Origin of the sequence: Propionicimonas paludicola (assembly GCF_002563675.1) — a bacterium.
Taxonomy (GTDB): Bacteria; Actinomycetota; Actinomycetes; order Propionibacteriales; family Propionibacteriaceae; genus Propionicimonas; species Propionicimonas paludicola.
The window spans coordinates 1,939,450-1,964,270 of sequence record NZ_PDJC01000001.1 but is presented as its reverse complement, the minus strand read 5'-3'; the positions used below and the strand labels follow the sequence as shown (position 1 = coordinate 1,964,270).

27 protein-coding genes and 1 other RNA gene are annotated in these 24,821 nt (G+C 68.4%); 22 read left to right on the top strand and 6 right to left on the bottom strand.

Going from position 1 to position 24,821, the window contains the following annotated elements:
* The first annotated feature begins 44 nt into the window (after positions 1-44).
* The 3 genes from ATK74_RS09185 (at position 45) to ATK74_RS09175 (ending at position 2,203) form a co-directional block, all read left to right on the top strand.
* Positions 45-794, top strand: coding sequence for an LOG family protein (locus ATK74_RS09185; protein ID WP_211283326.1), 750 nt, complete (start codon positions 45-47; stop codon positions 792-794).
* 19 nt (positions 795-813) lie between these two features.
* Positions 814-1,935: a DivIVA domain-containing protein gene (locus tag ATK74_RS09180; protein WP_098460746.1), complete on the top strand. Its 1,122-nt coding sequence runs from the start codon at positions 814-816 to the stop codon at positions 1,933-1,935.
* A 100-nt stretch (positions 1,936-2,035) separates the two neighbouring features.
* Positions 2,036-2,203, top strand: coding sequence for a DUF3117 domain-containing protein (locus ATK74_RS09175; protein WP_098460745.1), 168 nt, complete (start codon positions 2,036-2,038; stop codon positions 2,201-2,203).
* 58 nt (positions 2,204-2,261) lie between these two features.
* On the opposite strand, the gene glgA is transcribed toward ATK74_RS09175, so the two are convergent.
* Complete coding sequence (glgA, locus tag ATK74_RS09170) at positions 2,262-3,458, bottom strand: glycogen synthase (RefSeq protein WP_098460744.1); 1,197 nt, start codon at positions 3,456-3,458, stop codon at positions 2,262-2,264.
* A gap of 137 nt (positions 3,459-3,595) precedes the next feature.
* Between glgA and glgC the strand changes: the two genes are divergently transcribed.
* Positions 3,596-4,822, top strand: coding sequence for a glucose-1-phosphate adenylyltransferase (glgC, locus tag ATK74_RS09165; RefSeq protein ID WP_098460743.1), 1,227 nt, complete (start codon positions 3,596-3,598; stop codon positions 4,820-4,822).
* Between the two features lie 7 nt (positions 4,823-4,829).
* On the opposite strand, the gene ATK74_RS09160 is transcribed toward glgC, so the two are convergent.
* Positions 4,830-5,432, bottom strand: a complete 603-nt coding sequence (locus ATK74_RS09160) for a helix-turn-helix domain-containing protein (RefSeq protein ID WP_098460742.1) — start codon at positions 5,430-5,432, stop codon at positions 4,830-4,832.
* Positions 5,433-5,509: 77 nt separating this feature from the next.
* Here ATK74_RS09160 and ATK74_RS09155 point away from each other — a divergent pair, with 77 nt between their 5' ends.
* A complete protein-coding gene (locus ATK74_RS09155) occupies positions 5,510-6,793 on the top strand; it encodes an MFS transporter (RefSeq protein ID WP_098460741.1) in 1,284 nt (427 codons plus the stop codon).
* Here ATK74_RS09155 and ATK74_RS09150 read toward each other — a convergent pair.
* Positions 6,770-7,429, bottom strand: coding sequence for an O-methyltransferase (locus tag ATK74_RS09150; RefSeq protein WP_098460740.1), 660 nt, complete (start codon positions 7,427-7,429; stop codon positions 6,770-6,772). The genes ATK74_RS09155 and ATK74_RS09150 overlap by 24 nt on opposite strands.
* 78 nt (positions 7,430-7,507) lie before the next feature.
* Here ATK74_RS09150 and ATK74_RS09145 point away from each other — a divergent pair, with 78 nt between their 5' ends.
* The 11 genes from ATK74_RS09145 (at position 7,508) to ATK74_RS09095 (ending at position 16,692) form a co-directional block, all read left to right on the top strand.
* The gene (locus tag ATK74_RS09145) at positions 7,508-7,729 is read left to right on the top strand and encodes a biotin/lipoyl-binding carrier protein (RefSeq protein WP_098460739.1); all 222 of its coding nucleotides are present in this window, start codon (positions 7,508-7,510) and stop codon (positions 7,727-7,729) included.
* 10 nt (positions 7,730-7,739) lie between these two features.
* Positions 7,740-8,621: a 4-hydroxy-tetrahydrodipicolinate synthase gene (dapA, locus tag ATK74_RS09140; protein ID WP_098460738.1), complete on the top strand. Its 882-nt coding sequence runs from the start codon at positions 7,740-7,742 to the stop codon at positions 8,619-8,621.
* 19 nt (positions 8,622-8,640) lie between these two features.
* Positions 8,641-9,024 carry a sec-independent translocase gene (locus ATK74_RS09135; protein ID WP_169923801.1) on the top strand — a complete coding sequence of 128 codons (384 nt, stop codon included), beginning with the start codon at positions 8,641-8,643 and terminating at the stop codon, positions 9,022-9,024.
* 46 nt (positions 9,025-9,070) lie between these two features.
* The gene (locus tag ATK74_RS09130) at positions 9,071-10,336 is read left to right on the top strand and encodes a magnesium transporter MgtE N-terminal domain-containing protein (protein WP_425440099.1); all 1,266 of its coding nucleotides are present in this window, start codon (positions 9,071-9,073) and stop codon (positions 10,334-10,336) included.
* A complete protein-coding gene (locus tag ATK74_RS09125) occupies positions 10,329-10,817 on the top strand; it encodes a DUF1003 domain-containing protein (RefSeq protein ID WP_098460735.1) in 489 nt (162 codons plus the stop codon). The genes ATK74_RS09130 and ATK74_RS09125 overlap by 8 nt, the downstream gene beginning before the upstream one ends.
* Before the next feature lie 72 nt (positions 10,818-10,889).
* Positions 10,890-12,038, top strand: coding sequence for an Mrp/NBP35 family ATP-binding protein (locus ATK74_RS09120; RefSeq protein ID WP_098460734.1), 1,149 nt, complete (start codon positions 10,890-10,892; stop codon positions 12,036-12,038).
* A gap of 65 nt (positions 12,039-12,103) precedes the next feature.
* The gene (locus ATK74_RS09115; RefSeq protein WP_098460733.1) at positions 12,104-13,045 is read left to right on the top strand and encodes an HpcH/HpaI aldolase/citrate lyase family protein; all 942 of its coding nucleotides are present in this window, start codon (positions 12,104-12,106) and stop codon (positions 13,043-13,045) included.
* Complete coding sequence (locus tag ATK74_RS15510; protein ID WP_211283325.1) at positions 13,042-13,836, top strand: YflT domain-containing protein; 795 nt, start codon at positions 13,042-13,044, stop codon at positions 13,834-13,836. The genes ATK74_RS09115 and ATK74_RS15510 overlap by 4 nt, the downstream gene beginning before the upstream one ends.
* A gap of 104 nt (positions 13,837-13,940) precedes the next feature.
* Positions 13,941-14,630 (top strand): TetR/AcrR family transcriptional regulator, encoded by a 690-nt coding sequence (locus ATK74_RS09105; RefSeq protein WP_098460732.1) that lies wholly within the window; start codon positions 13,941-13,943, stop codon positions 14,628-14,630.
* Positions 14,627-15,547, top strand: coding sequence for an ABC transporter ATP-binding protein (locus ATK74_RS09100; protein WP_098460731.1), 921 nt, complete (start codon positions 14,627-14,629; stop codon positions 15,545-15,547). Before ATK74_RS09105 ends, ATK74_RS09100 begins: the two co-directional genes overlap by 4 nt.
* Positions 15,544-16,692: an ABC transporter permease gene (locus tag ATK74_RS09095; protein WP_098460730.1), complete on the top strand. Its 1,149-nt coding sequence runs from the start codon at positions 15,544-15,546 to the stop codon at positions 16,690-16,692. Before ATK74_RS09100 ends, ATK74_RS09095 begins: the two co-directional genes overlap by 4 nt.
* A 55-nt stretch (positions 16,693-16,747) precedes the next feature.
* Here ATK74_RS09095 and ATK74_RS09090 read toward each other — a convergent pair whose 3' ends face one another.
* Positions 16,748-18,064, bottom strand: coding sequence for a TrpB-like pyridoxal phosphate-dependent enzyme (locus ATK74_RS09090; protein ID WP_098460729.1), 1,317 nt, complete (start codon positions 18,062-18,064; stop codon positions 16,748-16,750).
* Positions 18,065-18,247: 183 nt separating this feature from the next.
* Here ATK74_RS09090 and ATK74_RS09085 point away from each other — a divergent pair, with 183 nt between their 5' ends.
* Positions 18,248-18,979, top strand: a complete 732-nt coding sequence (locus ATK74_RS09085; protein WP_098460728.1) for a hypothetical protein — start codon at positions 18,248-18,250, stop codon at positions 18,977-18,979.
* Complete coding sequence (locus ATK74_RS09080) at positions 18,979-19,203, top strand: helix-turn-helix domain-containing protein (protein WP_098460727.1); 225 nt, start codon at positions 18,979-18,981, stop codon at positions 19,201-19,203. Before ATK74_RS09085 ends, ATK74_RS09080 begins: the two co-directional genes overlap by 1 nt.
* Here ATK74_RS09080 and ATK74_RS09075 read toward each other — a convergent pair.
* Positions 19,200-20,687: an aminopeptidase P family protein gene (locus tag ATK74_RS09075; RefSeq protein ID WP_098460726.1), complete on the bottom strand. Its 1,488-nt coding sequence runs from the start codon at positions 20,685-20,687 to the stop codon at positions 19,200-19,202. The two genes, ATK74_RS09080 and ATK74_RS09075, sit on opposite strands and share 4 nt — an antisense overlap.
* Before the next feature lie 47 nt (positions 20,688-20,734).
* Positions 20,735-21,505 carry a DUF4328 domain-containing protein gene (locus ATK74_RS15405; RefSeq protein WP_169923800.1) on the bottom strand — a complete coding sequence of 257 codons (771 nt, stop codon included), beginning with the start codon at positions 21,503-21,505 and terminating at the stop codon, positions 20,735-20,737.
* Between the two features lie 89 nt (positions 21,506-21,594).
* Between ATK74_RS15405 and ATK74_RS09065 the strand changes: the two genes are divergently transcribed.
* The 4 genes from ATK74_RS09065 (at position 21,595) to rnpB (ending at position 24,762) form a co-directional block, all read left to right on the top strand.
* The gene (locus tag ATK74_RS09065) at positions 21,595-22,338 is read left to right on the top strand and encodes a zinc ribbon domain-containing protein (RefSeq protein WP_098460725.1); all 744 of its coding nucleotides are present in this window, start codon (positions 21,595-21,597) and stop codon (positions 22,336-22,338) included.
* Positions 22,338-22,847, top strand: a complete 510-nt coding sequence (locus ATK74_RS09060) for a reverse transcriptase-like protein (RefSeq protein ID WP_098460724.1) — start codon at positions 22,338-22,340, stop codon at positions 22,845-22,847. Before ATK74_RS09065 ends, ATK74_RS09060 begins: the two co-directional genes overlap by 1 nt.
* A gap of 9 nt (positions 22,848-22,856) precedes the next feature.
* The gene (locus ATK74_RS09055; RefSeq protein WP_098460723.1) at positions 22,857-24,287 is read left to right on the top strand and encodes an RNB domain-containing ribonuclease; all 1,431 of its coding nucleotides are present in this window, start codon (positions 22,857-22,859) and stop codon (positions 24,285-24,287) included.
* A gap of 89 nt (positions 24,288-24,376) precedes the next feature.
* An RNA gene (gene rnpB, locus ATK74_RS09050) (RNase P RNA component class A) lies at positions 24,377-24,762 on the top strand.
* Positions 24,763-24,821: the final 59 nt, after the last annotated feature.

Here is a 24,821-nt window from a genome sequence, read left to right as displayed (position 1 = left end):
CGGGCCCGGCCTCCGGTCGAGCCGGGGCTGGCTAGATTGGCTGTGTGAACAAGCACGTGCAGGGTGCGGTGGTCCGCAGTCACGATCAGGTGCCGGCCATCACGCTGGATGAGCATCTTCTCAGCGCCGACGATGCCGACTGGCTCCGCGCTGATCCATGGCGAGTACTGCGAATCCAGGCGGAGTTCGTCGAGGGCTTCAGCGCGCTGGCCGAGCTCGGCCCGGCCATCGGGGTGTTCGGCTCGGCCCGGGCGCCGCTGGGCGGCCCGGTCTACGACGCGGCGCTCCAGATCGGACGCGGGCTGGCCGAGGCCGGCTTCGTGACGATCACCGGCGGCGGACCCGGAGTCATGGAGGCAGCCAACCGCGGCGCGCTGGAGGCCGGGGGAGTCTCGGTGGGGCTGGGCATTGAGTTGCCCTTCGAGCAGTCGATGAACCCCTACGTGTCGCTGGGGGTGAACTTCCGCTACTTCTTCGCGCGCAAGGTGATGTTTCTGAAGTACTCGCAGGGCTTCGTGGTGATGCCGGGCGGCTTCGGCACCCTCGACGAAATCTTCGAGGCGCTTACCTTGGTGCAGACCCACAAGGTCCGGTCCTTTCCGATCGTTCTGTTCGGATCGACGTTCTGGGGTCCGCTCCAGGACTGGCTGCATGACCGGGTTCTGGCCGGTGGCTATCTCGGCGAGGCCGATCTCGCGCTGTTGCGAGTCACGGACGATCCCGCTGAGGCGGTGTCGTTGGTTACCGCAGCCGGTCCGGAACCCACCGGTGCGGACACCGCGACGATCTCCTGAGCCCAGCTAGAGTTTGCGCATGGAATGGCTGGTCTGGATGGTCGCGGTCGCGATCCTTGGCTTGGCGGCGGTGGCGGCCAGCGGCCGACTCGGTGAGTTTCCGGCGACGGTGACCGACACTCCGCAGCCTCATGTGCCCAGTGGCACTTTGTCCGGTTCCGATCTGCGGGCCCTGCGGTTCGCTGTGGTGCCGCGCGGCTACTCCATGCAGCAGGTGGACGAACTGCTGGACCGGGTCTCCCGGCAGCTGGATGACGAACCGCGCGACTCGGAGCAACTGGCGACCGCTGACGAGGTCGCACCGACCCACCAATGGGATGCCCCCGCGCGGGGCTGGGAAGAGCCGGAAGTGGTCGAGCCCAGCGCAGAGGTCGAGCCGCAGCCGCCGCTTCACGACGGCGCCGAGGTTCCGCCGGCTCGGACCGATGAGCCGCCGGCAGTCCCGTCCTGGCGGGCCGCCGAGGTGGTCTACGCGTCCTCTGACGCCATCTTTGTGGACGAGCTCGAGGACGCACCGCCTGCTGGGGCGTCGCGTGCGGATGCGCCGCTCGCCGAGCCGGAAGCGATCGTCGAGCCTGAGCGGGAGGTGGCGCCCGAACCCGAGCCGGAGTCCGTGGCCGACCTCGAACCACAGCCCGAGGCTGCGGTGGACCCCGAACCCGAGGTGGTCATCGCGGCTGAGCCGGAGTTGGCAACCGAACCTGAGGTCATGGCCGAGCCTGAGCCGGCGATCGAGTCTGAACCTGTCACCGAGCCCGAGGTGGCCGCGGAGGCCGCGCGCGATGCCGACGCTCCGGCGGTCGCCACTTCCGGCGGGTCGAAGTCCCGTCGCGAGTCCAAGGCCAAGGTGAGACCGGCCCCGGCCGTCCCCGAGGAGTTCGTGCCCGAGCAGGTCGTGCCCGAGCAGGTGCTTCCGGTCGACGAACTGGAGGCGGAGATCGCCAACATCGGAGACGGCCAGACCGTGGTTGCCGAGTACGGCGCCGCGCTGGACGACCTGGTCAGCAAGTACTCCTTCCGGAAGGTCGAGCACTGGTACGAGCTGCCCGGCTTCGACATCCCGGCACCGCCCGACCTCGGGGCGCCGAAAGAGGCGGACGAGGCCGCGCCAGGACAGGATTCCACATCTGAAGATATCTGAGACGAGTATCCAGCTCGTTGGCTCGCTTTTCCGCCGAGGGGGTGCCGGGTGGAATAATGGCCAGAGTTGGATCCGAATCAGCCAGAAATTGAGGTATGCGATGGCAGCGATGAAACCGCGGACCGGGGACGGGCCGATCGAGGTGGCCAAGGAGGGTCGAGTTATCGCCATGCGTATCCCAGCAGAAGGCGGCGGACGCCTGGTCATCGAGATGAACGCCACCGAAGCGGCCGAGCTGAAGGCTGCCCTGGAAGGCGTCGTGGCCTGAACCATTAGGACTACGACGAAGGCCCCGACGGATTGTCGGGGCCTTCGTCATTGTTGGCTCAGTGAGCGTGGTGAAAAGCGATCGCCTGTTCGTAGACGTCCACCGTCTGCCGGGCGATCTTCTCCCAGGAGAACTCGTCGATGCAGCGCTGCCGGCCGGCCTTGCCGTACTGCTCGGCCAGGTGCGGATCGCGGGTGAGCCGGTTGATCTGCTCGGCGAAGCGGGCCTCGAAGTCGGCCACGAATGCGGGATCGGCAGCCTGGCGCGGGTCGTAGTCGACCAGGGTGCCGGTCTGACCGTCCACCACCACCTCGGGGATCCCGCCGACCGCTGAGGCCACCACGGCGGTCTGGCAGGCCATCGCCTCCAGGTTCACGATCCCCAGCGGCTCGTAGATCGACGGGCAGGCGAAGACGGTGGCGTGGGTGAGCACCTGGCGCACCGAGGCCCGCGGCAGCATCTCCTGCACCCAGGTCACGTTCCCGGACCGCACCCGGCTCAGCTCGGCGAAGGCCTGGTCGAACTCAGCCGCGATCTCCGGGGTGTCCGGAGCTCCGGCCAGCAGCAGCAGCTGGGTGTCCGGGTCGAACTGCTGGGCGGCCCGCACCAGGTGGACCAGGCCCTTCTGCCGGGTGATCCGGCCGACGAACACCACCAGCGGACGATCCCGGTCGACGCCGAGCGCGTCCACCACCTCGGTGGCGTGGTCCGGACGGAACTCGTCGGGGTCGATGCCATTGCGCACCACATGCACCCGGTCCGGATCGAGCTCGGGATAGGACTCGAGCACGTCGCGGCGCATCCCCGAGCTCACCGAGATGACCGCGGACGCATCGGCGAAGGCCGTCCGCTCGGCCCAGGACGAGACCCGGTAGCCGCCGCCCAGCTGCTCGGCCTTCCAAGGACGATGCGGCTCCAGCGAGTGCGAGGTGACCACATGGGGCACGTCGCGCAGCTTGCCGCCGATCAGCCCGGCGAAGTTCGCGTACCAGGTGTGGGAGTGGATCACGTCCACGTCGCCGATGGCATTGGCCATGGCCACGTCCGCGCCCAGTACTCGCAATGCCGGGTTGGCGCCGGGCGGGTAGTCCTCGGCGTGGGCGGTCGCACCGTCGCGCAGCTCACCCATGCACTGCACTTCGACACTGTCGGTGAACTTGCGCAACTGGGGGACCAACTGACCGACATGGACGCCGGCTCCGCCGTAAATGTGCGGCGGATACTCACGGGTGAGAATCGAGACTCGAAGTGCCATGCGCCGATCGTCGCACAACCCGGCCGGGTGTGCCTTCGGCCCGCCAGAAGCCGGTGTGAGCGCTAGCCACAAATATGTCGGTCCGTTTTTGTGCGATTCGCTGGTCCCAGACAGCACCCTGTCCTAAGTTTCAGGGCATGAGCAGTGGCCCGAACGTCTTGTCCATCGTCCTCGCAGGTGGCGAAGGGAAGCGGTTGATGCCGTTGACCGCGGACCGGGCCAAACCTGCGGTGCCTTTCGGTGGCACTTATCGGCTGATCGACTTCGTGCTGTCGAACCTGGTGAACTCCGATCTGACCAAGATCTGCGTGCTCACCCAATACAAGTCGCACTCGCTGGACCGGCACATTTCGCTCACCTGGCGGATGTCGGTGCTGCTGGGCAGCTACGTCACCTCGGTGCCGGCGCAGCAGCGCACCGGCAAGCAGTGGTACCAGGGCAGCGCGGACGCCATCTTCCAGTCGATGAACCTGATCAACGACGAGGACCCCGACTATGTGGTGGTCTTCGGTGCCGACAACATCTATCGGATGAACGTCGAAGACATGGTGAAGGCCCACATCGACTCGGGGATGGACGCGACTATCGCCGGGATCCGGGTGCCGCGCTCGGAGGCGTCCGCCTTCGGCATCATCGACGCGACTGCGGACGGCAAGATCAACGCCTTCCTGGAGAAGCCGGTCGATCCGCCGGGGCTGCCGGACAGCCCCGAGCAGTCGTTCGCTTCGATGGGCAACTATGTCTTCACCCGCAAGGCCTTCGTCGAGGCGCTGAACGACGATGCCGAGTCCAGCGCGTCCGGTCATGACATGGGCGGCGACATCATTCCCGGCTTCGTCTCCCAGGGTCGCGCCCAGGTCTACGACTTCACCGAGAACAACGTCCCCGGTGCCACCGACAAGGACCGCAACTACTGGCGGGACGTGGGCTCGATCGGTGCTTACCACGCCGCGCACATGGACCTGGTCTCGGTCGATCCCGAGTTCAACCTCTACAACCGGCGCTGGCCGATCTGGTCCTCCCAGGCGCAGTTGCCCGGGGCGAAGTTCACCCTGCGCGGGACGGCCGAGGACTCGATCGTCGGAGCCGGCTGCATCATCTCCGGTGGTGACGTGGACCGCTCGGTGCTCTCGCCGAACGTGATGGTCGACAAGTGGGCCAACATCGAGGAGTCGGTGATCTTCTCCGGCTGCCGGATCGGCCGCAACGCGGTGGTCCGCCGGGCGATCCTGGACAAGAACGTGATCGTGGCCGACGGTGCCGAGATCGGCGTGAACTGCGAGCAGGATCTGGCTCGCGGGTTCCACGTGGACGGCGGGATCACCGTGGTCCCGAAGAACACCACGGTCGTGGCCGGGAACTGATCCGGGACTAGTCCTGGCCCGGCTCGGCGGCGAGCGGGAAGACGTCCAGGTGCACTCGGAAGCGGCGGACGGAGTCGCTCACCTCTCGATCGCGGGCCTGGACGGAGTAGATCTCGATCACCTTGGCCAGCTGTGCGGCGAGCTCCTCGGCCTCCTCTGCACTCAGGTTCATGCTCGCCGATGAGATCAGCCCGAGGGTGTCGGGCTGATCGGGCTTCAGCGAGCTGTACCACGCCGAAAGGGTGGCGGCGCGCTCGGCAATCACCGACTCCAGCAGGGCCCGCGTCGGCCCTGCCGTGTCCGGGTCGTTCAGCAGGCCCGAGTCGGTCACTTCGAAGCCGACCGGACGCCACCAGCGTTCCCGCCCGCCGGCGTGACTGGGGTCGTCCTCGATGAAGCCGTGCCGCTCGAGCTGACGCAGGTGGTAGCTGGTCTGGCCGCTGCTCTCGCCGAGGGTGCGGGCCAGCTGGCTGGCGGTGGCCGAGCCGACTCGTCCGAGTTCGGCGTACATCGCCATCCGCAGTGGGTGCGCGAAGGCCTTTAGTGCCGCGGGGGCGGGGGCGAACCGCTTCGTGGGCTCGTCGACTTCCGGGTGGGGCTTGCTCTCCATCGTATGCAGAGATACCTTTGCATAGAATCCTTTGCAGAGAGTTCTCTGCACGAACAGTCTACGAGGTGGGGGCCCGAATGTCGGCAACCGAACTGCAGTCGGCGGAGTCGACTTCGACCCGTGCCGGTCTCGGCCCGCGGTTCACCGCCCAGCTGGCTTCCACCGGCCTGGCCAACCTGGGCGACGGCATCCTGCAGACCATGGCCCCACTGGTGGCGCTCACCTTGACCACCTCCCCGGTGGCGATCTCGCTGCTGTCGGCGGTCGGCTGGCTGCCGTCGCTGCTGCTCAGCATTGCGGCCGGAGTGATCGTGGACCGGGTCGACCGGCGCCACGTCCAGGTGGTTTCTCTGGTCGCGAGGGCCGGGGTGCTGTTGGCCGCCGCCGCGCTGGTCGCGGCCGGGCAGCTCAGCATGCCGCTGCTCCTGGCGCTGGTGGTGGCCTACGGGGTCACCGAGGTGTTCGCCGATCTCGGCGCCAGCTCGATCCTGCCGGCGCTGGTCTCCACCGATCAGCTGGCCACCGCCAACGGCCGGGTGATGGGCGTCCAGCAGGTCGCCAACAGCTTCGTCGGCGCGCCGGTGGCCGGCTTCTTGCTGGTGCTGGGGGCGGGCTGGGGCTTCGGAACGTCCGCGGCATTGGCGGCGTTGGCGGCCGCGGTGCTCTGGGTGGGGCTGCGCGGCAGCTACCGTCCGGCCCGGACGAACCAGGACCAGGCCGGCTCGGCCATGGCCGAGGTGAAGGACGGGCTGCGCTTCGTCTTCCGGCACCGAGTGATCCGTCCGCTGGTGCTCGCGGCCAGCCTGCTGAACTTCGCCTTCACCGGCTACTTCGCGGTCTTCGTGCTCTGGGTGGTGGGTCCGGGATCGGCCATGGGGCTCAGCCAGGCGCAGTACCCACTGCTGACCTTGGGCTTCGCGGTCGGGGCGGTGGCCGGCTCGCTGTGCACCGAGGTGGCCCAGCGCATCATCGGGGAGGTGCCGCTGCTGGTCGGATCGCTGACTCTCAGCGCGGCTCTGCTGGTGGTTCCGGCGCTGTGGCCGAACGTCTGGGTGACTGCCGGCACCCTGGTTCTGATCGGCTTCGTGAATGCCCTGGGCAATGTCGTGGCCCAAAGCCTGCGGCAGCGCCTGGTGCCCAGTGAGTTGCTGGGCCGGGTCGGCGGGGCCAGCCGCACGCTGGCCTTCGGACTGATGCCGCTGGGTGCGCTGCTGGCCGGGCTGGTCGCCGAACTGGTCGGCCTGGTGGCCACCTTCCTCACCACGGCCGGCTTCGCGCTGCTCGTGTGCGGCTATCTCGCCGTGGCGCTGCGCACCGCGGAGTTACCGGGCCAGGAGTCAGTCGCGGACCGCGACCAGTAGGCCATCGCCCACCGGCAGCAGAGCAGCGGTGAACAGGCCGCTGTCCTGAACGGCCTCCAGCGCCTCGCGGACGATCAGCGGCTCGTCGTCGCTGTTCTGCTCGTCGGCCACCTTGCCCTCCCACAACGCATGGTGCAGGAGCAGTAGGCCGCCGGGACGCAACAGGCGCTCGGCCTGGGCCACGTACTCGACGTACTCCAGCGGGTCGCCGTTGACGAAGACCACGTCGTAGGCGCCGTCGCTCAGCTTGGGCAGGACGTTCAGAGCCTGACCGGCGATCAGCCGAATCCGGCGACTCGGTACCGCGGCCTCGCTGAACGCTTCCCGGGCTGCCGCCTGGTTCTCCGACTCGGAGTCGATGCTGGTCAGCACGCCGTCGGCCACCATGCCGGCGAACAGGGCCAGCCCGGACACGCCGGTGCCGGTGCCGATCTCGACCACGGCCTTCGCGGACAGGGTCTTGGTGAGCAGGGTGAGGGCGGCGGCCACACCGCCGCTGATGCTGGCCAGGCCAAGCCCGCTGGCCTTGCGGCGAGCGACCCGGCTGGGTTCTGACTCGGCCACGAAGGCCTCGGCGTAGGCCAGCGAGGCCGGAAGTGATCCGGTTCGCGGCGAGTTCTTGGCAGCTGCATTCACGCACTTCAGCTTAGGGGAGTCTCGATCCCGATGGCGGGACCCGGCCCGCACTCGATGATGGCCCTACCATTGCGTCCCATGAGTCACGTCGTGGTAGCCGAACTGGTAGCCAACGTCCTGTCGGTGGAGGTCGTCGCCGGGCAGCAGGTCGAAGCCACCCAGGCTGTGGTGGTGCTGGAGTCGATGAAGATGGAAATCCCGGTGTTGGCCGAGGTCGCCGGCAAGGTGAGTGAGATCGTCGTGGCGCCCGGCGACGTGGTTCGAGACGGCGACCCCCTGGTCGTCATCGACGCGCCGTAGGCTGGCTGTCATGACATCGCTGCCCTTCGGCCGGATCATCACCGCGATGGTGACGCCGTTCGCTCCCGACGGCTCCCTGAACCTGGACGAGGCGCGCCGCCTGGCCGCCCACCTGGTTGATCAGCAGGGAAACGATGCCCTGGTGATCAACGGCACCACTGGTGAGTCGCCGACCACCAGCGACGCCGAGAAGCTCGCTCTGCTGCAGGCCGTGGTGGCCGAGGTGGGGGACCGGGCCAAGGTGATCGCCGGCGTGGGCACCTTCGACACCGCGCACACCATCGAGCTCGCGGCCCAGGCCGAGCAGGCCGGGGTGGACGGGCTGCTGGTGGTCACTCCCTACTACAGCCGTCCGCCGCAGGACGCGGTGGCCGACCACTTCCTCACCGTCGCCGAGGCCACCACCACCCCGATCGTCATCTACGACATCCCGCATCGCACCGGTATCCCGGTGGAGACTCCGACCCTGATCCAGATCGCCGCCCACCCGCGGATCGTCGCGGTGAAGGACGCCAAGGGCAATCCGGTGGCCTCCTCACAGGTGATCGCGGCCACCGGCCTGGCCTACTACGCCGGCGATGACGCCATGACCCTCCCGCTGCTATCGGTGGGAGGTGTCGGCGTGGTCGGCACCTCTACTCATTTCACCGGACGGGGCACCCGAGCCCTGGTCGAGGCCTACCTGGCCGGGGACGTTCAGGGTGCCATCGAGCTGCATCAGCAGTTGCTCCCGGTGTATCAGGGCGTGTTCGCCACTCAGGGCTGTCTGCTGGTGAAGGCCGGCCTGGCCGCGCGGGGATTCGTGCCTGGCGGCGTCCGCAAGCCGCTGCTGCCGGCCAGCCCGGAGCAGGCCGCGACCTTCGTGGCGCTGCTCGACGCCGCCGGTCTCTAGGACCCGGGGAGTCGCGACCGTGTTCAACCTGGACTGGAGCGAGGTTCTGGTCCTGCTGGTCCTGGCGGTCATCATCTTCGGGCCGGAGAAGCTGCCTGAACTGGCCCGGAAGTCCGGCCGGATCGTCCGCTATCTGCGCACGATCGCCAACGACGCCACCGGACGGCTGCAGGCCGAACTCGGGCCGGAGTTCGCCGACCTAGATCTGCGCAATCCGCGGGAAATGGTCACCAAGCACCTGATCGAGCCGGTCCAGGCCGAGCTGGAGCCGCTGAAGGCGGAGTTGGAGCCGGTGAAGGCCGGGCTCAACCCGTCCGGCTCGCTCGCCGAGGCGCCGTCCGAGGTTCTGCTCGAGGTGGACGAAGCACCGTCAACTGTTGCCTTCGACCCGGAAGCCACCTGAGCCCACGCTGGCGGCAGATCGGCTCACAGTGAGCTAGCCTCTGGTCGTGACTGCGACTTCATCGATCTTCGTTTCGAGGATCAGGGGGCTGCCCATGCTCGACCCGAACGGGGAGCAGGTGGGCAAGGTTCGTGACGTTGTCATCCAGAATCGTTCCGGCAATAGACCGCCCAAGGTGAAAGGGCTGGTCGTCGAGCTCTTCGCCTTGCGACGCATCTTCTTCCCGATGGAGCGGGTGCGGTCGGTCGACCCGAACCAGGTGATCATTTCCGGCCTGGTGAACACGCGCCGCTTCGAGGTGCGCGACCGCGAGATGCTGGTCGCCGATCAGCTGTTCGACCGCACCGTCCAGCGTGCCGATTCGCCGGTCCCGGAGACGATCTTCGACGTCGGCATCCGGCACACTCGCGGCCGGGACTGGGAGTTGGCCGAGGTGGCGCTGCGGCAGGCCGACCGGCGTCCCTTCCAGCGCAGCCATGTCACCATCGTCGACTGGTCCGAGGTGCCCGACTTCCTGGATCGTCCGGCTCCCCGTGACGCCGAGCAGCAGGTGATGCGGCTGTCGGAACTGAAGCCCGCCGACGTGGCCCGAGAGCTGCACGACATGGATCCGGGCTTGCGTGCCGCTGTGGTCGAGGCCATGGACGACGACCGGCTGGCCGAGGCGCTGGAGGAGTTGCCCGAGGACGAGCAGGTCGACGTGATTGCGGCCATGGACACCGAGCGAGCAGCGGACGTCCTGGAGGAGATGGATCCTGACGACGCGGCCGACCTGATCGCCGAGTTGGAGCCGACTCTGGCCGAGACGATTCTGCAGCGAATGGAGCCCGAGGACGCCAAGGACGTGCGAACCCTGCTGTCCTACGACGCCGCCACCGCCGGTGGTCTGATGAACCCCGAGCCGGTGGTGCTCGGCATCGACGCCACTGTTGCGGACGCGCTGGCCTCAGTGCGTCGCGAAGAGGTGACCCCGGCCATGGCCGCCTTGGCCTTCGTCTGCCGCTCGCCGCTGGACACTCCGACCGGGCGCTATGTGGGCGCGGTCCACATTCAGCGGCTGCTCCGCGAACCGCCGTCGATCCTGGTGGCCAGCCTGATCGACCCGGACATCAGCCCGCTCACCCCGCAAAGCAATGTGGCCCAGGTGAGCCGATATTTCGCGACCTATGACTTGGTCTGTGCACCCGTGGTGGACGCCGATCGCCGACTGATCGGGGCGATCACCGTTGACGACGTGCTGGACCACATCCTGCCCAATGACTGGCGCGGGGTGCAGCTGGACCGACTGGATGTGGAGGTGAGCAATGGCTAAGCAGGATCGTCTGGATACTCCGGGCCGGCGCTCAGCCTGGCTGCCCCGGCTGCGGATGGATCAGGACACCTTCGGCAGCTTCGCGGAGACCTTCGCCCGCTGGATGGGCACCGCGAACTTCATCATCTGGATGACGATCGTGATCATCATCTGGCTGATCTGGAACGTCAACGACCCGAACGCTCCGGACCGCTGGCCGTTCGCCTTCCTGACCTTGGCGCTGTCCCTGCAGGCCTCCTACGCCGCCCCGCTGATCCTGTTGGCGCAGAACCGGCAGGAAGCCCGCGACCGGGTCAGCCTCGAGCACGACCGTCAGGTGGCCGCCCAGTCCCGGGCCGACATGGACTTCCTGGCCCGCGAGATCGCCTCGCTGCGGATGCGGATGAACGACGTCGCCACCCGCGACTTCATTCGCTCGGAGTTGCGTGATCTGCTGGCCGAGTTGAGCGAGGATCCCGAGCAGGAGAGACCGGCCAAGTAGTGCGGCTGCACGCTTGCCCAAACCACCAGGGGTATTGGGTCGCCGGCTATCGGCCGTCGTAAGGTAGACGCCATGTCCACCGAACTCGTAGCCGCTGTCAACGCTGCCCTGGCCACCGTCATCGACCCGGAGATCCATCGTCCGATCACCGAGCTCGACATGGTGGACGCGCTGAGCGTGGACGAGGCCGGCGTCGCCTCGCTGACCATCCTGCTGACCATCACCGGCTGTCCGATGGCGAACACCATCGAGTCCGACGTCCGCGAGAAGGTCACCTCGGTGCCGGGGATCAGCGGAGTCAACCTGACCATGTCGGCCATGAACGACGAGCAGCGGACCGAGCTCAAGCGCAAGCTGCGCGGTGGTGCCAATGAGCGGGACATCCCGTTCAGCAAGGCCGACTCGACTACCCAGGTGATCCTGGTGGCCTCCGGCAAGGGCGGGGTGGGCAAGAGCTCGGTCACGGTGAACCTGGCCATGGCCCTGGCCAACGAGGGCCGTTCGGTGGGCGTCCTGGACGCCGACATCTACGGCCACTCGATCCCGCAGATGCTGGGCCTGATGGAGTCCTGGCCGACCTCGGTGGACGGCATGATCCTGCCGGTGCCGACCATGGGCCTGAAGGTGATCAGCATCGGGATGATGAAGGAGTCTCGCGACCAGGTGATCGCCTGGCGTGGCCCGATCCTGGATCGCGCCCTGCAGCAGTTCCTGGCCGACGTGTACTGGGGCGATCTGGACTACCTGATCGTCGACCTGCCGCCAGGCACCGGCGATGTGGCGCTCTCGCTGGGCCAGAAGCTGCCCAATGCCGAGGTGCTGGTCGTCACCACTCCGCAGCAGGCTGCCGCAGAGGTGGCCGAGCGGGCCGGGACGATGGCCTCGATGCTGGACCAGAAGGTGCTCGGCGTCGTGGAGAATATGGCCTACCTTGAGGTGACCTGCTCGCACGGGGAGACCCAGCGGGTGGCCGTCTTCGGTACCGGTGGTGGTGCCGAGGTGGCCGCGACCCTGACCAAGCGGCTCGGCTACGACGTCCCGCTGCTGGCCGAGGTGCCGATGGATCCGGCCGTGTCGGCCGGTGGTGATGACGGGCTGCCGCTGGTGGCCACCGATCCCACCCGTCCGGCGGCCCAGGCGCTGACCGGTCTGGCCCAGCGGATCGTGGCTCGTCGGCCCAGCCTGGCCGGGCGCAAACTGGGCCTGACTCCGGTCAGCTGACGCTCACAGCGAACGCTCAGCCGTTGCCGAGGAAGAGGGCCGGTTCGCTGGCATAGGCTGGCCCGGTGACGAACTCTCGCGACCTCCCCCGCCGCACGATCTTGGCCGTCCCCGGCTCTTCGGACCGGTTCATCGACAAGGCTCGGACGCTGGGCGTCGACGGGCTCTTCCTGGATCTTGAGGACGCCGTTGCGCCCGCCGTGAAGGTGGAGTCGCGGCGCCGGATCGTCGACGCACTGCTCGCTCCGGCCGGCTTCACGGCCCGGCTGGTCACCGTCCGGGTGAACGGCTGGGAGAGCCCGTGGACCTACGGCGACGTGATCGAGGTGGTCACCGGAGCCGGCGCCATGATCGACGCACTGGTGCTGCCCAAGACCACCTCGGCCGCCCAGGTGAAGGCGCTGGACCTCCTGCTCACCCAGGTCGAGCACAACGCCGGACTCGAGGTCGGCCGGATCGGCCTGGAGGTGCAGATCGAGGACGCCGTCGGCCTGCTGCACGTGGCCGAGATCGCCGCGGCCAGCCCGCGGTTGGCGTCCCTGGTGTTCGGGCCCGGCGACTTCATGGCCAGCCTCGGCATGGGCGGGCTGAACGTCGGTGCCCAGCCGGACGGATACCCGGCCGATGCCTTCCACCACGTCCTGATGTCGATCCTGGTGGCGGCCCGGGCGCATGGCCTGCAGGCCATCGACGGCCCCTTTGTGGCGATTCGCGACGTGGACGGTTTCCGCCGCTCCGCGCAGCTGTCGGCGGCGCTTGGCTACGACGGCAAGTGGGTACTGCATCCAGCACAGGTCGACGCCGGCAACGAGGTGTTCTCGCCCAAGACGTCCGACTTCGAACGAGCTCAGCGAATCATGAGTTCTTATGCCCAGGCGATCGGCCAGGGACACGGCTCAGTCGGGGCGATCGTGGTGGATGATGAGATGGTGGACGAAGCGGGCGTGAAGCTCGCCGCAGCGATTCTGGCCCGGGGTCGGGCCGCCGGGATGGAGGTCTCGTCATGACCCAGTCGATGTCGCCCAAGCTGAGCAGTCTGTTCCAGCTGGAGTATCCGCAGTCGGTCGGCGTGTACAACACCTATGACGATGCCCAGCGGGTCGTCGACTTCCTGGCCGACCAGAAGTTCCCGGTGCAGCACCTGGCCATTGTCGGCACGGAGTTGCGCTCGGTGGAGCGCGTGCTCGGCCGCCGCAACTGGGGGACGGTAATGCTGGCCGGCGTCCAGAACGGCGTCACCACCGGCATCATGATCAGCCTGCTGATGATGCTCTTCGTCCAGGAGGCTGCGGCCAACCCGATCGTGATCATCGTCTACGCCCTGCTGATCGGCATCTTCGTGGGCGTGGTGATGTCGGCCATCTCCTACTGGGCGGCCCGCGGCAAGCGGGACTTCACTTCGGTCTCCCAAACCATCGCCACCAAGTACGAGGTGCTCGCTGAGCACAAGGTGGCCGGCCAGGCCCGTGGTCTGGTGGCCACCATGCCGGGCGCCCGCGCCGCGCAGTTCGACGCTGGTTGGACCGCTCAGCAGCCCGGCTACGGCTATCCCCAACAGCCCGGCTATCCGCAGGGCTACCCGCAGCCCGGCTATCCGCAGCAGGCCTACCCGCAACCCGGCTTCCCGCCGGCCGGCTACCCGCAGCCCTACCCCGAGCAGGGCTACCCGCAGCCGACTCCCGGCTACGGACAGCCGGACGGCACCCAGCCCGTCGCTGCCGCCCCGGAGGTACCTCCGGTGACCCCCAGCGCTCCCGGCTCGCCGTCCTCCAGCTCGGAGCAAACCCCGAAGGGCTGATCGCCGATTCCCATCGACGCGCAGCCTGGGTGTGTCGAGCCTGTCCTCTTCGTTCGTTTCTGTTGATCCCGGATATGAACTGCAGATTCATATAGCATGAACCTGTGGTTCATGACGATGGCGGGATACTGACCCCCGATGCGGTCCGTGAGTTCGAACGGGCAGGGCTGGTCACGGCGACTTTCCGCCGACTGGAGCACAGTCGGCAGCAGGCGATCACCGTGGCGATCCTGGAGGAGGCCTTCGAGCGCGGCCCGGCTCGGATCCGGCTGAAGGAGACGGCCGCGGCCGCCGGGGTCTCGGTGGGCTCGCTCTACCAGTACTTCGGCAGCCAGCGGGTGGTCGTCGACTTTGCGATCGAACTGGTCGCCGGCATCCTGTCGGCCGAGTTGCGCAGCTTCGTCCCGGAACTTCGGAAGCTTCCGCTGCGCGATGGCCTGGAGGCCTGGCTGTCCGGCGGGGTGGAGTGGTCGCGGAGCTACGCGGCAGTGATGCGCTACTTCACGCGGGCTGCCTACGACGGTGATCCAGCAGTCAGCCTGCGCCTGGTGCGTCCGATCGCCGAGGCCATGCTGGAGGCGATGACGGCCATGGTCGCCGCAGCGATCGAGCGCGGTGAGATCCGGGCCGATCTGGATCCGGACGTCACGGCCAGCGTCCTGCACGGCGCACTTTCGGCCATCGTGGATGCATCCCTCCTGCCGCACCTGGGTGGCTACTTGCTGCCGGGCTCCACTCCGGCGGCCGACACCATCGCGGCGGCGATCGACACCCTGGTGAGGGGGCTGTCATGACCGTTGTTGAAGCGACAGGTCTGACTCGGCGCTATGGCGACCTCACCGCAGTGTCTGAGGTTGATCTCAAGATCGCCCCCGGCCAGGTGCTCGCATTGCTCGGGCCGAACGGTGCCGGCAAGACCACCACGATCGACATGATCTCCGGCTCGACGGTTCCCGACGCCGGCCGGATCAGGTTCGACGACGTCGTGGCCGATCCTGCCCGGCTGCGCCGGGTCGTCGGCCTCTGCCCGCAGGCGCTGGAGTTCTGGCCGAAGCTTGGTTGCGCAGAGCAGCTGGTGATGGTCGGACGGTTGTACGGCCTGCCCCGACCGGCGGCGCGGTTGCGAGCGGCCGAGCTGCTGGAGCGACTCGGACTGACCGCGAAGAGCTCAGCTCGGGCCGAGACGCTCTCCGGTGGCATGAAGCGGCGCCTCAATCTGGCCCTGGCTATGGTGAACGACCCACCGATCCTGGTCTTCGACGAGCCTGAAGCCGGGCTGGACCCGCAGAGTCGAGCCATGGTCCGCGAGCTGATCGCCGAGCTGGCCCAGGATCACGGCGTCCTGCTCACCTCACACGACATCGCCGAGGTGGAGCGAGTCGCTGATCAGGTGATCATCATCGACCACGGCACGGTCCTGGCCGAAGGAACTCCGGCCGAGCTGGTGTCCCGCTATGACCTGGGCGACGAGGTGGATCTGATCGGTGACCCGGACGAACTGCGTCGCGGCCTGGACGGCGTGGCGCTCCTCGAGCCGCTCGAGGAGCGCAGCGACGGGATCCGGCTGCGGCTGGCGCACAGTGGAGAGGCGCTCGGTGCCATCTTGGCCAGGCTGGAGCGGCTCGGCGTTCCCGTCACGTCGGTGCGCAGCCGCCCGGCGAACCTGGAGGACGTGTTCTTGACGCTCACCGGACGGAGCCTGCGCGGATGAGAACCTTCACCATCGCCACCAAGTCGGCGCGCGAGCTGGCGCGTAACCCGCTGCTGCCGCTGCTGGCTCTGATCTTGGGCCCGTTCTTCGTCGCTCTGATCTGGTTGTTCTTCCCTGCGGGCGGATCGACGTCCTATCCGATCGCGGTGGTCAGCCCGGCCGCTGGGCCGGATCAGGAGCTGCAGTCGGCGGTGATCGCGTCGATGCAGAACCTCCGCTACGACACCGGAGCTCCGATCCTTGCCGTCACGCTGGCCGACGATGTCGACTCCGCCCGTGCCGAGGTGGAGAGCAGGCGCGCCGTGGCCTTCGTCGAGCTGCCCGCCGGGTTCGCGAAGATGGCCCAGCGGGCCACCACGGATCCCAGCGTCGGCATCCCGGTGACACTCGGCGGCGATCTCAGCAACCCGCAGTATCCGGTCGCCGCGATCATGGTGCACGAGGCGATCAGCAAGGAACTGAGTCACCTGACCGCCAGGGCGCCGGTGGTCGAACTGAAGGAAGTGGCCCTCGGCGGTTCGGCTACCCGGACCGAGTTCGAGTCCTACGTCCCCGGCGTGCTGATCTTCGCGATCGGGCTGATCATCTTCACCGCCGCATCCAGCGTGGCGCAGGAAGTCGAGGCCGGCACGCTGCATCGGCTGGTGAGGACGCCGCTGAAGGCGCGCGAGCTCCTGGCGGGCATCACCATCGTCCAGGCGGTTCTCGGGGTTGGGGCCGGGGCGGCCAGCTTGGGGGTGGCCTGTGCGCTGGGCTTCCGCCCGGCCGGCTCGATCCCGCTGATCCTGGTGGTGTGGCTGCTGACCAGCCTCTCGGTGATCGGGATGGGGCTGATCGTCGGTGCCTTCTGCCGGACGGTCACCCAGGCTTTTCTGCTGGCCAACTTCCCGTTCGGGGTGAACATGTTCCTGTCCGGATCGATGTTCCCGGTCCGCGGCTTCGTCCTGTTCCGGATCGGTGGCCAGGACGTGAACCTGCTCGACATCCTGCCGCCCCGGCATGCGGTGAACGCACTGAACTCCCTGATCACCTACGGTTCGACGAACATCGGCTATGAGCTGACCATGCTGAGCCTGCTGTCGGTCGGCTTCTTCGTCCTGGGTGCGTGGGTCTTCGCCCGACGCCACCTCCGCAGCGCAGAATGAGCACAGCCCCGGTGCCGGGACGATCCGGCTCCGGGGCTGTTGCGCTACTGAGCACTCAGCTGTCGGCCATGCCTCCGGAGAGGAACTCGGCGTAGGCCGGCAGGTCGAGCTGGCCGGAACCGGACACCCCGATCACGATCACCGGCGACTCGCCGGCCTCGGTGGCGAGCCGGGCCTGACGGATGGCACCGGCGATGGCGTGGTTCGACTCCGACGCCGGGACGATGCCCTCGGCCCGGGAGAAGATCACGCCGGCCTCGAAGGCGTCCAGCTGCTTGATGGCGGTGGCCTGCAGCAGACCCTCGTGGTAGCAGTGGCTGACCAGCGGCGACATGCCGTGGTAGCGCAGGCCACCGGCGTGGACGGCTGCCGGGACGAAGTCCGGACCGAGGCTGTACATCTTCAGCAGCGGGGTCAGGTGGGCGGTGTCACCGAAGTCGTACTTGTATTCGCCTTCGGTCAGCGACGGGGCCGCCTTCGGCTCGCACGCCACGATGGTGGTCTCCGCACGTCCCTCGAGGTTCTCCCGCAGGAACGGGAAGGCGATACCGGCCAGGTTCGAGCCGCCACCCGCACATGCGAACAGGTAGTCGGCCGGGCCTTCGCCGAACAGCTTCAGCTGGAGCAGGGCCTCCTGGCCGATCACCGTCTGGTGCAAGGCCACGTGGTTCAGCACCGAGCCCAGCGAGTAGCTGGCATTGGGATCCTTGGCGGCGGCCTCGACCGCCTCCGAGATCGCCATGCCCAGGCTGCCGGTGGTGTCGGGGAACTGCTCGCGCAGCGCCCGGCCGGCTTCGGTCAGCTCGGACGGGCTGGCTACCACCGACGCCCCGAAGGTCTCCATCAGGTAGTGCCGGTAGGGCTTGCCCTCGTAGCTGGAACGCACCTGCCAGATATCGCAGCTCTGGCCGAAGATCTGGGTGGCGAAAGCCAGCGCCGAACCCCACTGGCCGGCTCCGGTCTCGGTGGTCAGCCGGGTCCGCCCGGCGACCTTGTTGAAGTAGGCCTGGGCGACCGCGGAGTTGGTCTTGTGGCTACCGACCGGTGAGGCACCCTCGTACTTGTAGTAGATCCGGGCCGTGGTGCCCAGCGCCTTCTCCAGCCGATGGGCGCGGTAGAAGGGGGACGGACGCCACAGGCGATAGATGTCGTGAACCTCAGCCGGGATTTCGATCCAGCGCTCGGTCGTCACTTCCTGCTCGATCAGGGCCGGCGGAAACAGCGGTGCCAGGTCGTCGGGCTGCAGTGGCTGCTGGGTGCCCGGGTGCAGGTGCGGCGGCGGGGGAGTGGGCAGGTCGGCGACGATGTTGTACCAATGCGTGGGCATCTGGGACTCGTCGAGCACAACCTTGGTCTGTTTGGGATCTGACACAGGAGTTCCTTCGCCTTTGAGTTCACTGGGCCGCCATTGCCGTTGCGGCCCAGCAGAACTCTAGGGGGCGTCGGGCCGGTTCCCCGCGTCGTCCGATGAGCGTCCCCTCAGATGGACGCCCGACCCTTGACGCCATATCGAATAACGATAAGGTTATCGCTAGTCGATAACCGAGGGGGCCCCGTGAGCGTGCTGCCAGCATTCGTCATTCTTCTTCTGGTCTCTGCCGTCCTGGCGCTGCCGTTCCTGCTGTTCCGGGTGGCATCCCAAGGCGGTGAGCAGTTGTTGCGTATCGTCCGACTGGCTAGCGGCGCTGCCATCGCGCTGGCCGCCTTCTGGGCGCTGGCCGCTGTGGTCGGCACGTCGGTGCCGAGCCCACGGGTCACCGTCCCCGTGGAGCTGGTTCCGATACATCTTCCGGCTGGGCCTACCCCGCTCGGGCTCAGTGCAAGCGTCACCGGCGGCGGCTTCGACCAGGTCACGGTCACCGCCAGCGGACTATCAGTGCTCGCGCGGCTCGCGCTCGCGCTTGCGCCGGTGCTGACCGCGGGAACCACGATCGCCGTGGCCGTGGTGGTGCTGCGCCTAGCTCGCTCGCTCGGCGCGGGTGACCCCTTTGCGTTGAGCTCATCGGCGCTAGCGACCGCCGGCTGGGTTGCCATGGTTGGCGGAACGCTGGCCACCTGGGTGGGGAACTTCGCCGACTGGGTGACCTCGGGGGAGTTGTTCGGCGCCATGGGCTGGACGGGCACCGGCGACCTGAGCGATCCGGCCCAACTGGGTTGGCCCGGCCCGGCGGGCCTCCGGTTCGACATCCCGTTTACGCCGTTGGCTGCAGGGCTGGCGCTGATCCTGCTAGCGGCGGTGTTCGGCCATGGCGCGCGGTTGCGCGCCGATGCCGAGGGGCTGGTCTAGTGCCGACTGAGGAGGACGGCCGGATCCACTGTCGCCTGGACGACCTGCTGGCCGACCGTGGGATGACACTGACCCGCCTCGCCGGGCTGGTCGGAGTGAGCCTGGTGAACCTGTCGGTGCTGAAGAACGATCGCGCCCGGGCAATCCGGTTCAGCACCCTGACCGCGATCTGCGATGCCTTGGACTGCTCGGTGGGCGACCTTCTCGAGGTACTTCCGGGCTAGTTGGACCAGATCTCGGCGATCCAGGCCTCGACGGCGTCGGGGTCGCGGGGCAGGTGGTGGGACAGGATCTCGCAGCCGGTCTCGGTGATGGCCACGTCGTCCTCGATCCGCACACCGATGCCGCGGAACTCCTCGGGCACCAGCAGGTCGGCGGCCTTGAAGTAGATTCCGGGCTCGACGGTGATCACCATGCCGGGGGCCAGGATCGCGTCCCGGTAGTTCTCCTGGCGGGCCTTGGCGCAGTCGTGGACGTCCAGGCCGAGGTGGTGCGAGGTGCCGTGGACCATCCAGCGCCGGTACTGGCCGCCGTTGATCGGGTCGAGGGACTCCTCGATGCTTACCGGCAGCAGGCCCCATTCAGCCAGGTGGCGCACCACGACTGCGACCGCAGCGGCGTGCACGTCGGAGAACTTGTTGCCCGGCTTGGCCGCGGCGAAACCGGCCGCCTGAGCCTCCAGAACCGCTTCGTAGACCTTCCGCTGGGTCGGGCTGAACGTGCCGTTGACCGGCAACGTCCGGGTGATGTCGGCGGTGTAGAGAGACTCGGCCTCCACGCCGGCGTCCAGCAGCAGCAGCTCGCCCTCGCGCAGTTCACCGTCGTTGCGCATCCAGTGCAGAGTGGTGGCGTTGTCACCGGCCGCGGCGATCGTGTCGTAGCCGACCGAGTTGGCCTGGTGACGGGCGTGCAGGCCGAAGATGCCTTCCACCCACCGCTCACCCCGGCCGCGACGGACGGCCTCGGGCAGGTCGGCCACCACGGCGGTGAAGCCGGCCGCGCTGTGCGCGCAGGCCTGGCGCAGCTCATCCAGTTCGAAGGCGTCCTTGATCATGCGGGCCTCGGAGAGGATTACCTCGAACTGCTCGTCGGCCTCGGCCTCGGAGCGGGGATCGACCCCGGCGGCCGCGCGCAGGCCGTCCACCCGGGCCGTGAAAGCCTCATCGGCCTCGCGGACCAGACGCACCGGGACGGTCTCCAGGTCGGCGGTGAGCACATCCTCGAAGTCGCCGATCGGTGCGCAGGTGATGCCGGTCAGCGCTTCCATCTCGTCCAGGGACTCGCGGGTGCCGACCCACATCTCGCCGTAGCGGGAGTCGGCGTAGAACTCGGGATCCGTGCGCGGTGCCCGCGGCTTGAAGTAGAGGGTCGCGGCCCCGTCCGGCTCGATCACCAGCTGTGCATCGGGCTCACGCTCCGAGCCAAGGCCGGTCAGCCAGGCGAACGCCGAATGCGGACGGAACCGGTAGTCGGTGTCGTTGGCGCGGGCCTTCAGCCCGCCAGCCGGGATCACCAGCCGCTGGCCGGGGAAGGCCGCCGCGATCTGGGCGCGACGCCAGGCAGCCGGCACCGAAGCCGGCAGTGCCTCGGGCAAACCGGACGGGTACGGCGCCCAGCCGGTCGGGATGAACTCGACGAAGGCCTTCGGGAACGGAGTCTGGCGGTTCGAGAGAGCGGGCTGTTCTTCGGCATCGGTCGAGCTGGTCATGTCCGAAATGCTATCCCTGCTCGGCTGCTGCCCTTCTCGCCGCGGACTCAGCGGGGCTGGAGCGCGGCGCGGACTCCGCCGGAGAGATCCCGCACCACCAGGATGGCCAGTCCGGCGGCGACGACACTCAGCAGATCGCTCACCGCCAGCAGGGCGGTCACATCGGCGAGCGAGGAAAGGGACTGCTCGGGCACGGGGAGTCGAGTCGCGATGAGGCCCAGGAGATTGCCGCCGAGCCAGAACAGCCACCACACCCAGTAGCCGGGCGCAACTCGCGATGGCGCCCGGGCGCCGTCCAGAGCGCCGCGGAGGTCGGCCAAGTTCTGTACCGGGAACCACAGGCTGACCACCGGAACGAACCAGCCGGCGATGTGCCAGCCGAGACCACGGCGCAGTGCGACCTCGGGCGCCTGGGCAGCCAGCCCGGCCTGCCAGATGATCCAGGTCACGCCAGTGGCGACCACGGACAAGCTACCCAACACCGAACCGATGCCGTGCAGCTGGTCGTAGCGCTGGTAGACGGCCAGGTCGATGCTGAGCGGATCCCACACGCCGTCGGCGATCAGTCGAAAGCCCCAGATCTCGACCCCGGCGTTGAACAGCGAAAGAAGTCCGGCCGCCCCGAGCAGCACCTGGATGGCCAGGCCGAGCGGCAGCGACCGGCGCGGCACCCACGCCGCCGGCGAGGTGGAGGCGGACGGAGCCAGGCCGGACGCGTGGACCTGGGAGGTCCAGTTGCGGCCGTCCCAGTACCGCAGCTGTCCTGCAGCCTCAGGATCGGGGTACCAGCCGGCCGGAGTGGGGGGTGCTGTGGTCACAGCGCAATCATGGCCAATCGGCTACCCGCGCGCAGGCGTATCGCGTTGCGGAGCCGGTAGAGTCGGCTCGACAACTTCAGGAGGACCAGATGAAGGCTGCCGCCTCGGCACAAATACGGCTGCTCGACCTGCAGCAGGAGGACACCGCGCTGGCCCAAGTCGAGCACCGCAAGCGGGCATTGCCGGAGCACGCCGCGATCGCGGAAGCCAAGACCGTCCGAGTCAAGCTCAAGCAGGATCATCTGGCTGCGGAGACCCGGCTCGCCGACCTGCAGACCGACCTGGAGAAGGCCGAGGCCGATCTGATCCCGGTCCGCGAGCGGAAGGCTCGTGACCAGCAGCGTCTGGACGCCGGCGCGGTCAGCGATCCGAAGGCGCTGCAGGGTCTCATCGATGAGATCGAGCACCTCACCCGACGGATCTCCGAGCTGGAGGACGTCCAGCTGGAGGCCATGGAACAGGTCGAACAGGCCAGTGCCGAAGAGGCGCAGCTGGCTGAGCAGATCGGCGAGGTCGAGTCCTCGCTGCGCGCGCTGATGGCCTCCCGTGACGAGCAGCTTGCCCAGCTGAACGCCCAGGGTGCCCAGCACCAGGGCGTTCGCAACGGGATCGCCGCAGAGCTGCCCGCCGATCTGGTGGCGCTCTACGACCGGATCCGGGTGCGTTCCGGTGGCCTGGGTGCGGCCCCGCTCAAGGGACGCCGCTGTGGTGGCTGCCAACTGGAGGCCACTCAGACCGCGCTGGCCGGCTATGCGGCCGCCCCCGGTGACGAAGTGCTGCGCTGCGAGGAGTGCGAGCGGGTGCTCGTCCGGATCGGCGCGGTGGAGCTCTGATGGCTCGTCCGGCCCCGTCGCAGGACGGGCCTGGGCTGTTCGATCTCGAGGCTCCGGCCCCGAAAGTCGTCGATTCGACGTCGACGACCTCGTCGCGGCGACTGATCGTGGAAGCCGACGGCGGCTCCCGGGGGAACCCCGGTCCGGCCGCGTACGGCGCGCTGGTCCGTGATGGCGAGACCGGCGAGGTGCTGAACTCCGAAGGGCTCTGCCTGGGGGTCACCACCAACAATGTGGCCGAGTACTCCGGGCTGATCGCCGGCCTGGAGATGGCCCGCGCCATCGACGCCGATGCCGCCGTGGACGTCCGGATGGACTCCCGGCTGGTGATCGAGCAGCAGGCCGGTCGCTGGAAGGTGAAGCATCCGGCCATGCGTCCGCTGGCCGCCCAGGCCCGCGCCCTGCATCCGTGCGGGGTGAGCTGGACCTGGGTGCCGCGCGAGCAGAACAAGGCCGCCGACGCGCTGGTGAACGCGGCTCTGGACGGAAAGCCCCGCGACCGGCGGTAGGGGACAGCGATGCCGATTCGTGAGGTGAGCCTGCGCCGGGCCGAGCCGGCCGCGCTGGCCGCCGGGCTGCAGCGGCTGCGCGACGATCTCGGCGTCCCGGACGGGTTCCCGGCGTCGGTGACCGCCGAGGCGCAGGTGGCGGCCCGGGCCCCACGGCTGCCGGACGTCGATCGCACCGACCTGGCCTTCGTCACCCTCGATCCGGAGGGCTCGCTCGATCTGGATCAGGCGTTCCACCTCTCCCGAACTGCCGATGGCTACCTGATTCGCTACGCCATCGCCGATGTGGCTGCTTTCGTGGCTCCCGGAGGCGCCATCGATGCCGAGGCGCACGCGCGCGGCGAGACCCTCTACGCCCCGACCTCGCGGACCGCACTGCACCCGCCGCTGCTGTCGGAGGGGGCAGCCAGCCTGCTGCCCGGCCAGGACCGTCCGGCGCTGGTCTGGGAGTTGCAGCTGGATCGCGACGGCACCACCGGCCAGGCCACGGTGGCCCGGGCATTGGTGCGCAGCCGCGCCAAGCTCAGTTATGCCGACGCCCAGCATCAGCTGGCGGCCGGCACCGGCGGCGAGCAACTGGAACTGCTGCGGGAGATCGGGACGCTGCGTCAGCAGCGCGAGGCGGCCCGCGGCGGGGTGAGTCTCTCGGTCCCCGAACAGGAAGTGGTGCCGTCCGAGGCGTCCTGGGGGCTGGCCTATCGGGCCTCGCTTCCGGTGGAGGACTGGAACGCTCAGCTGTCGCTGGCCACCGGGATGGCGGCCGCTCGACTGATGCTGGACGCCAAGGTCGGGTTGCTGCGCACGCTGGCGCCCGCGCCGCAGGAGGCGGTGGACCGGTTGCGCCGTACGGCGCAGGCGTTGGGGATCAGCTGGCCGCACACTCGGGCCTATCCCGACTTCGTTCGGGCGCTGGACGCATCCACCCCGGCCCAGGCCGCGATGCTGAACGCCTGCACGCTGCTGTTCCGCGGTGCCGGCTACGTGGCTTTCGACGGCACCGCTCCCGAGCAGCCCCTGCACGCCGCCATCGCGGCGCCCTATGCCCACGTCACCGCCCCGCTGCGCCGGCTGGCTGATCGCTACGCCGGTGAGGTCTGTGTGGCCATCTGCGCCGGGCGACCGGTTCCGGAGTGGGCGTTGGCCGAGTTGCCGACCCTGCCCGAGGTGATGGCCGAGTCGAACCGGCGGGCGCATCGCTACGAGCGCGGCGTGGTGAACCTGGTCGAGGCGCTGCTCCTGGAGCCGCTGGTCGGCCACGAGTTCACCGGCACCGTCCTCGAGGTCGACTCCGAGGCTAAGGACGGTGTGCTGCAGCTGGCCGAGCCGGCCGTCGAGGCGCGGGTCACCGGCTCCGATCTCGTCCTCGGCCGTCAGATCAGAGCCACCCTGGTCACCGCCGACCCGATCGCCGGCAAGGTGCAGTTCGCCGTCCGTCGCTGAGCCGGGATTCCTCCGGTTCTCCTGGTCCGCAGAGGGTCCCGCTCGCCGAGTCGGCGAACAGTGCCGTCCGCGGCTACCCTTGTCCCGGACGAGTCGGCCGGGTGATCGCGGCGCAAGTCGAGGAAAGTCCGGACTCCTCAGAGCAGGGTGGTGGGTAACGCCCACCCGGGGTGACCCGCGGGAAAGTGCCACAGAGAACAGACCGCCCCGCAAGGGGTAAGGGTGAAACGGCGGTGTAAGAGACCACCGCACTCCAGGTGACTGGAGTGGCTCGGTAAACCCCACCCGGAGCAAGACCAAGAAGGGCGCGATCCTCGGATCGGGCCTGCGGACGCCGTTATCAGCGCTGCTCGCGCGAGGCGTCCGGGTAGGTCGCACGCCGGAAACGGCGAAGGCGGTTGGCAACAGCCGTCGCAGATGGATGATCACCGCCCGGCAACGGGCACAGAATCCGGCTTACAGGCCGGCTCGTCCCCTCCACCGTGTTCCTTGCCCGCGAAGGTGCGCAGACAGGAACAGCTGAGTGGGTGCGGA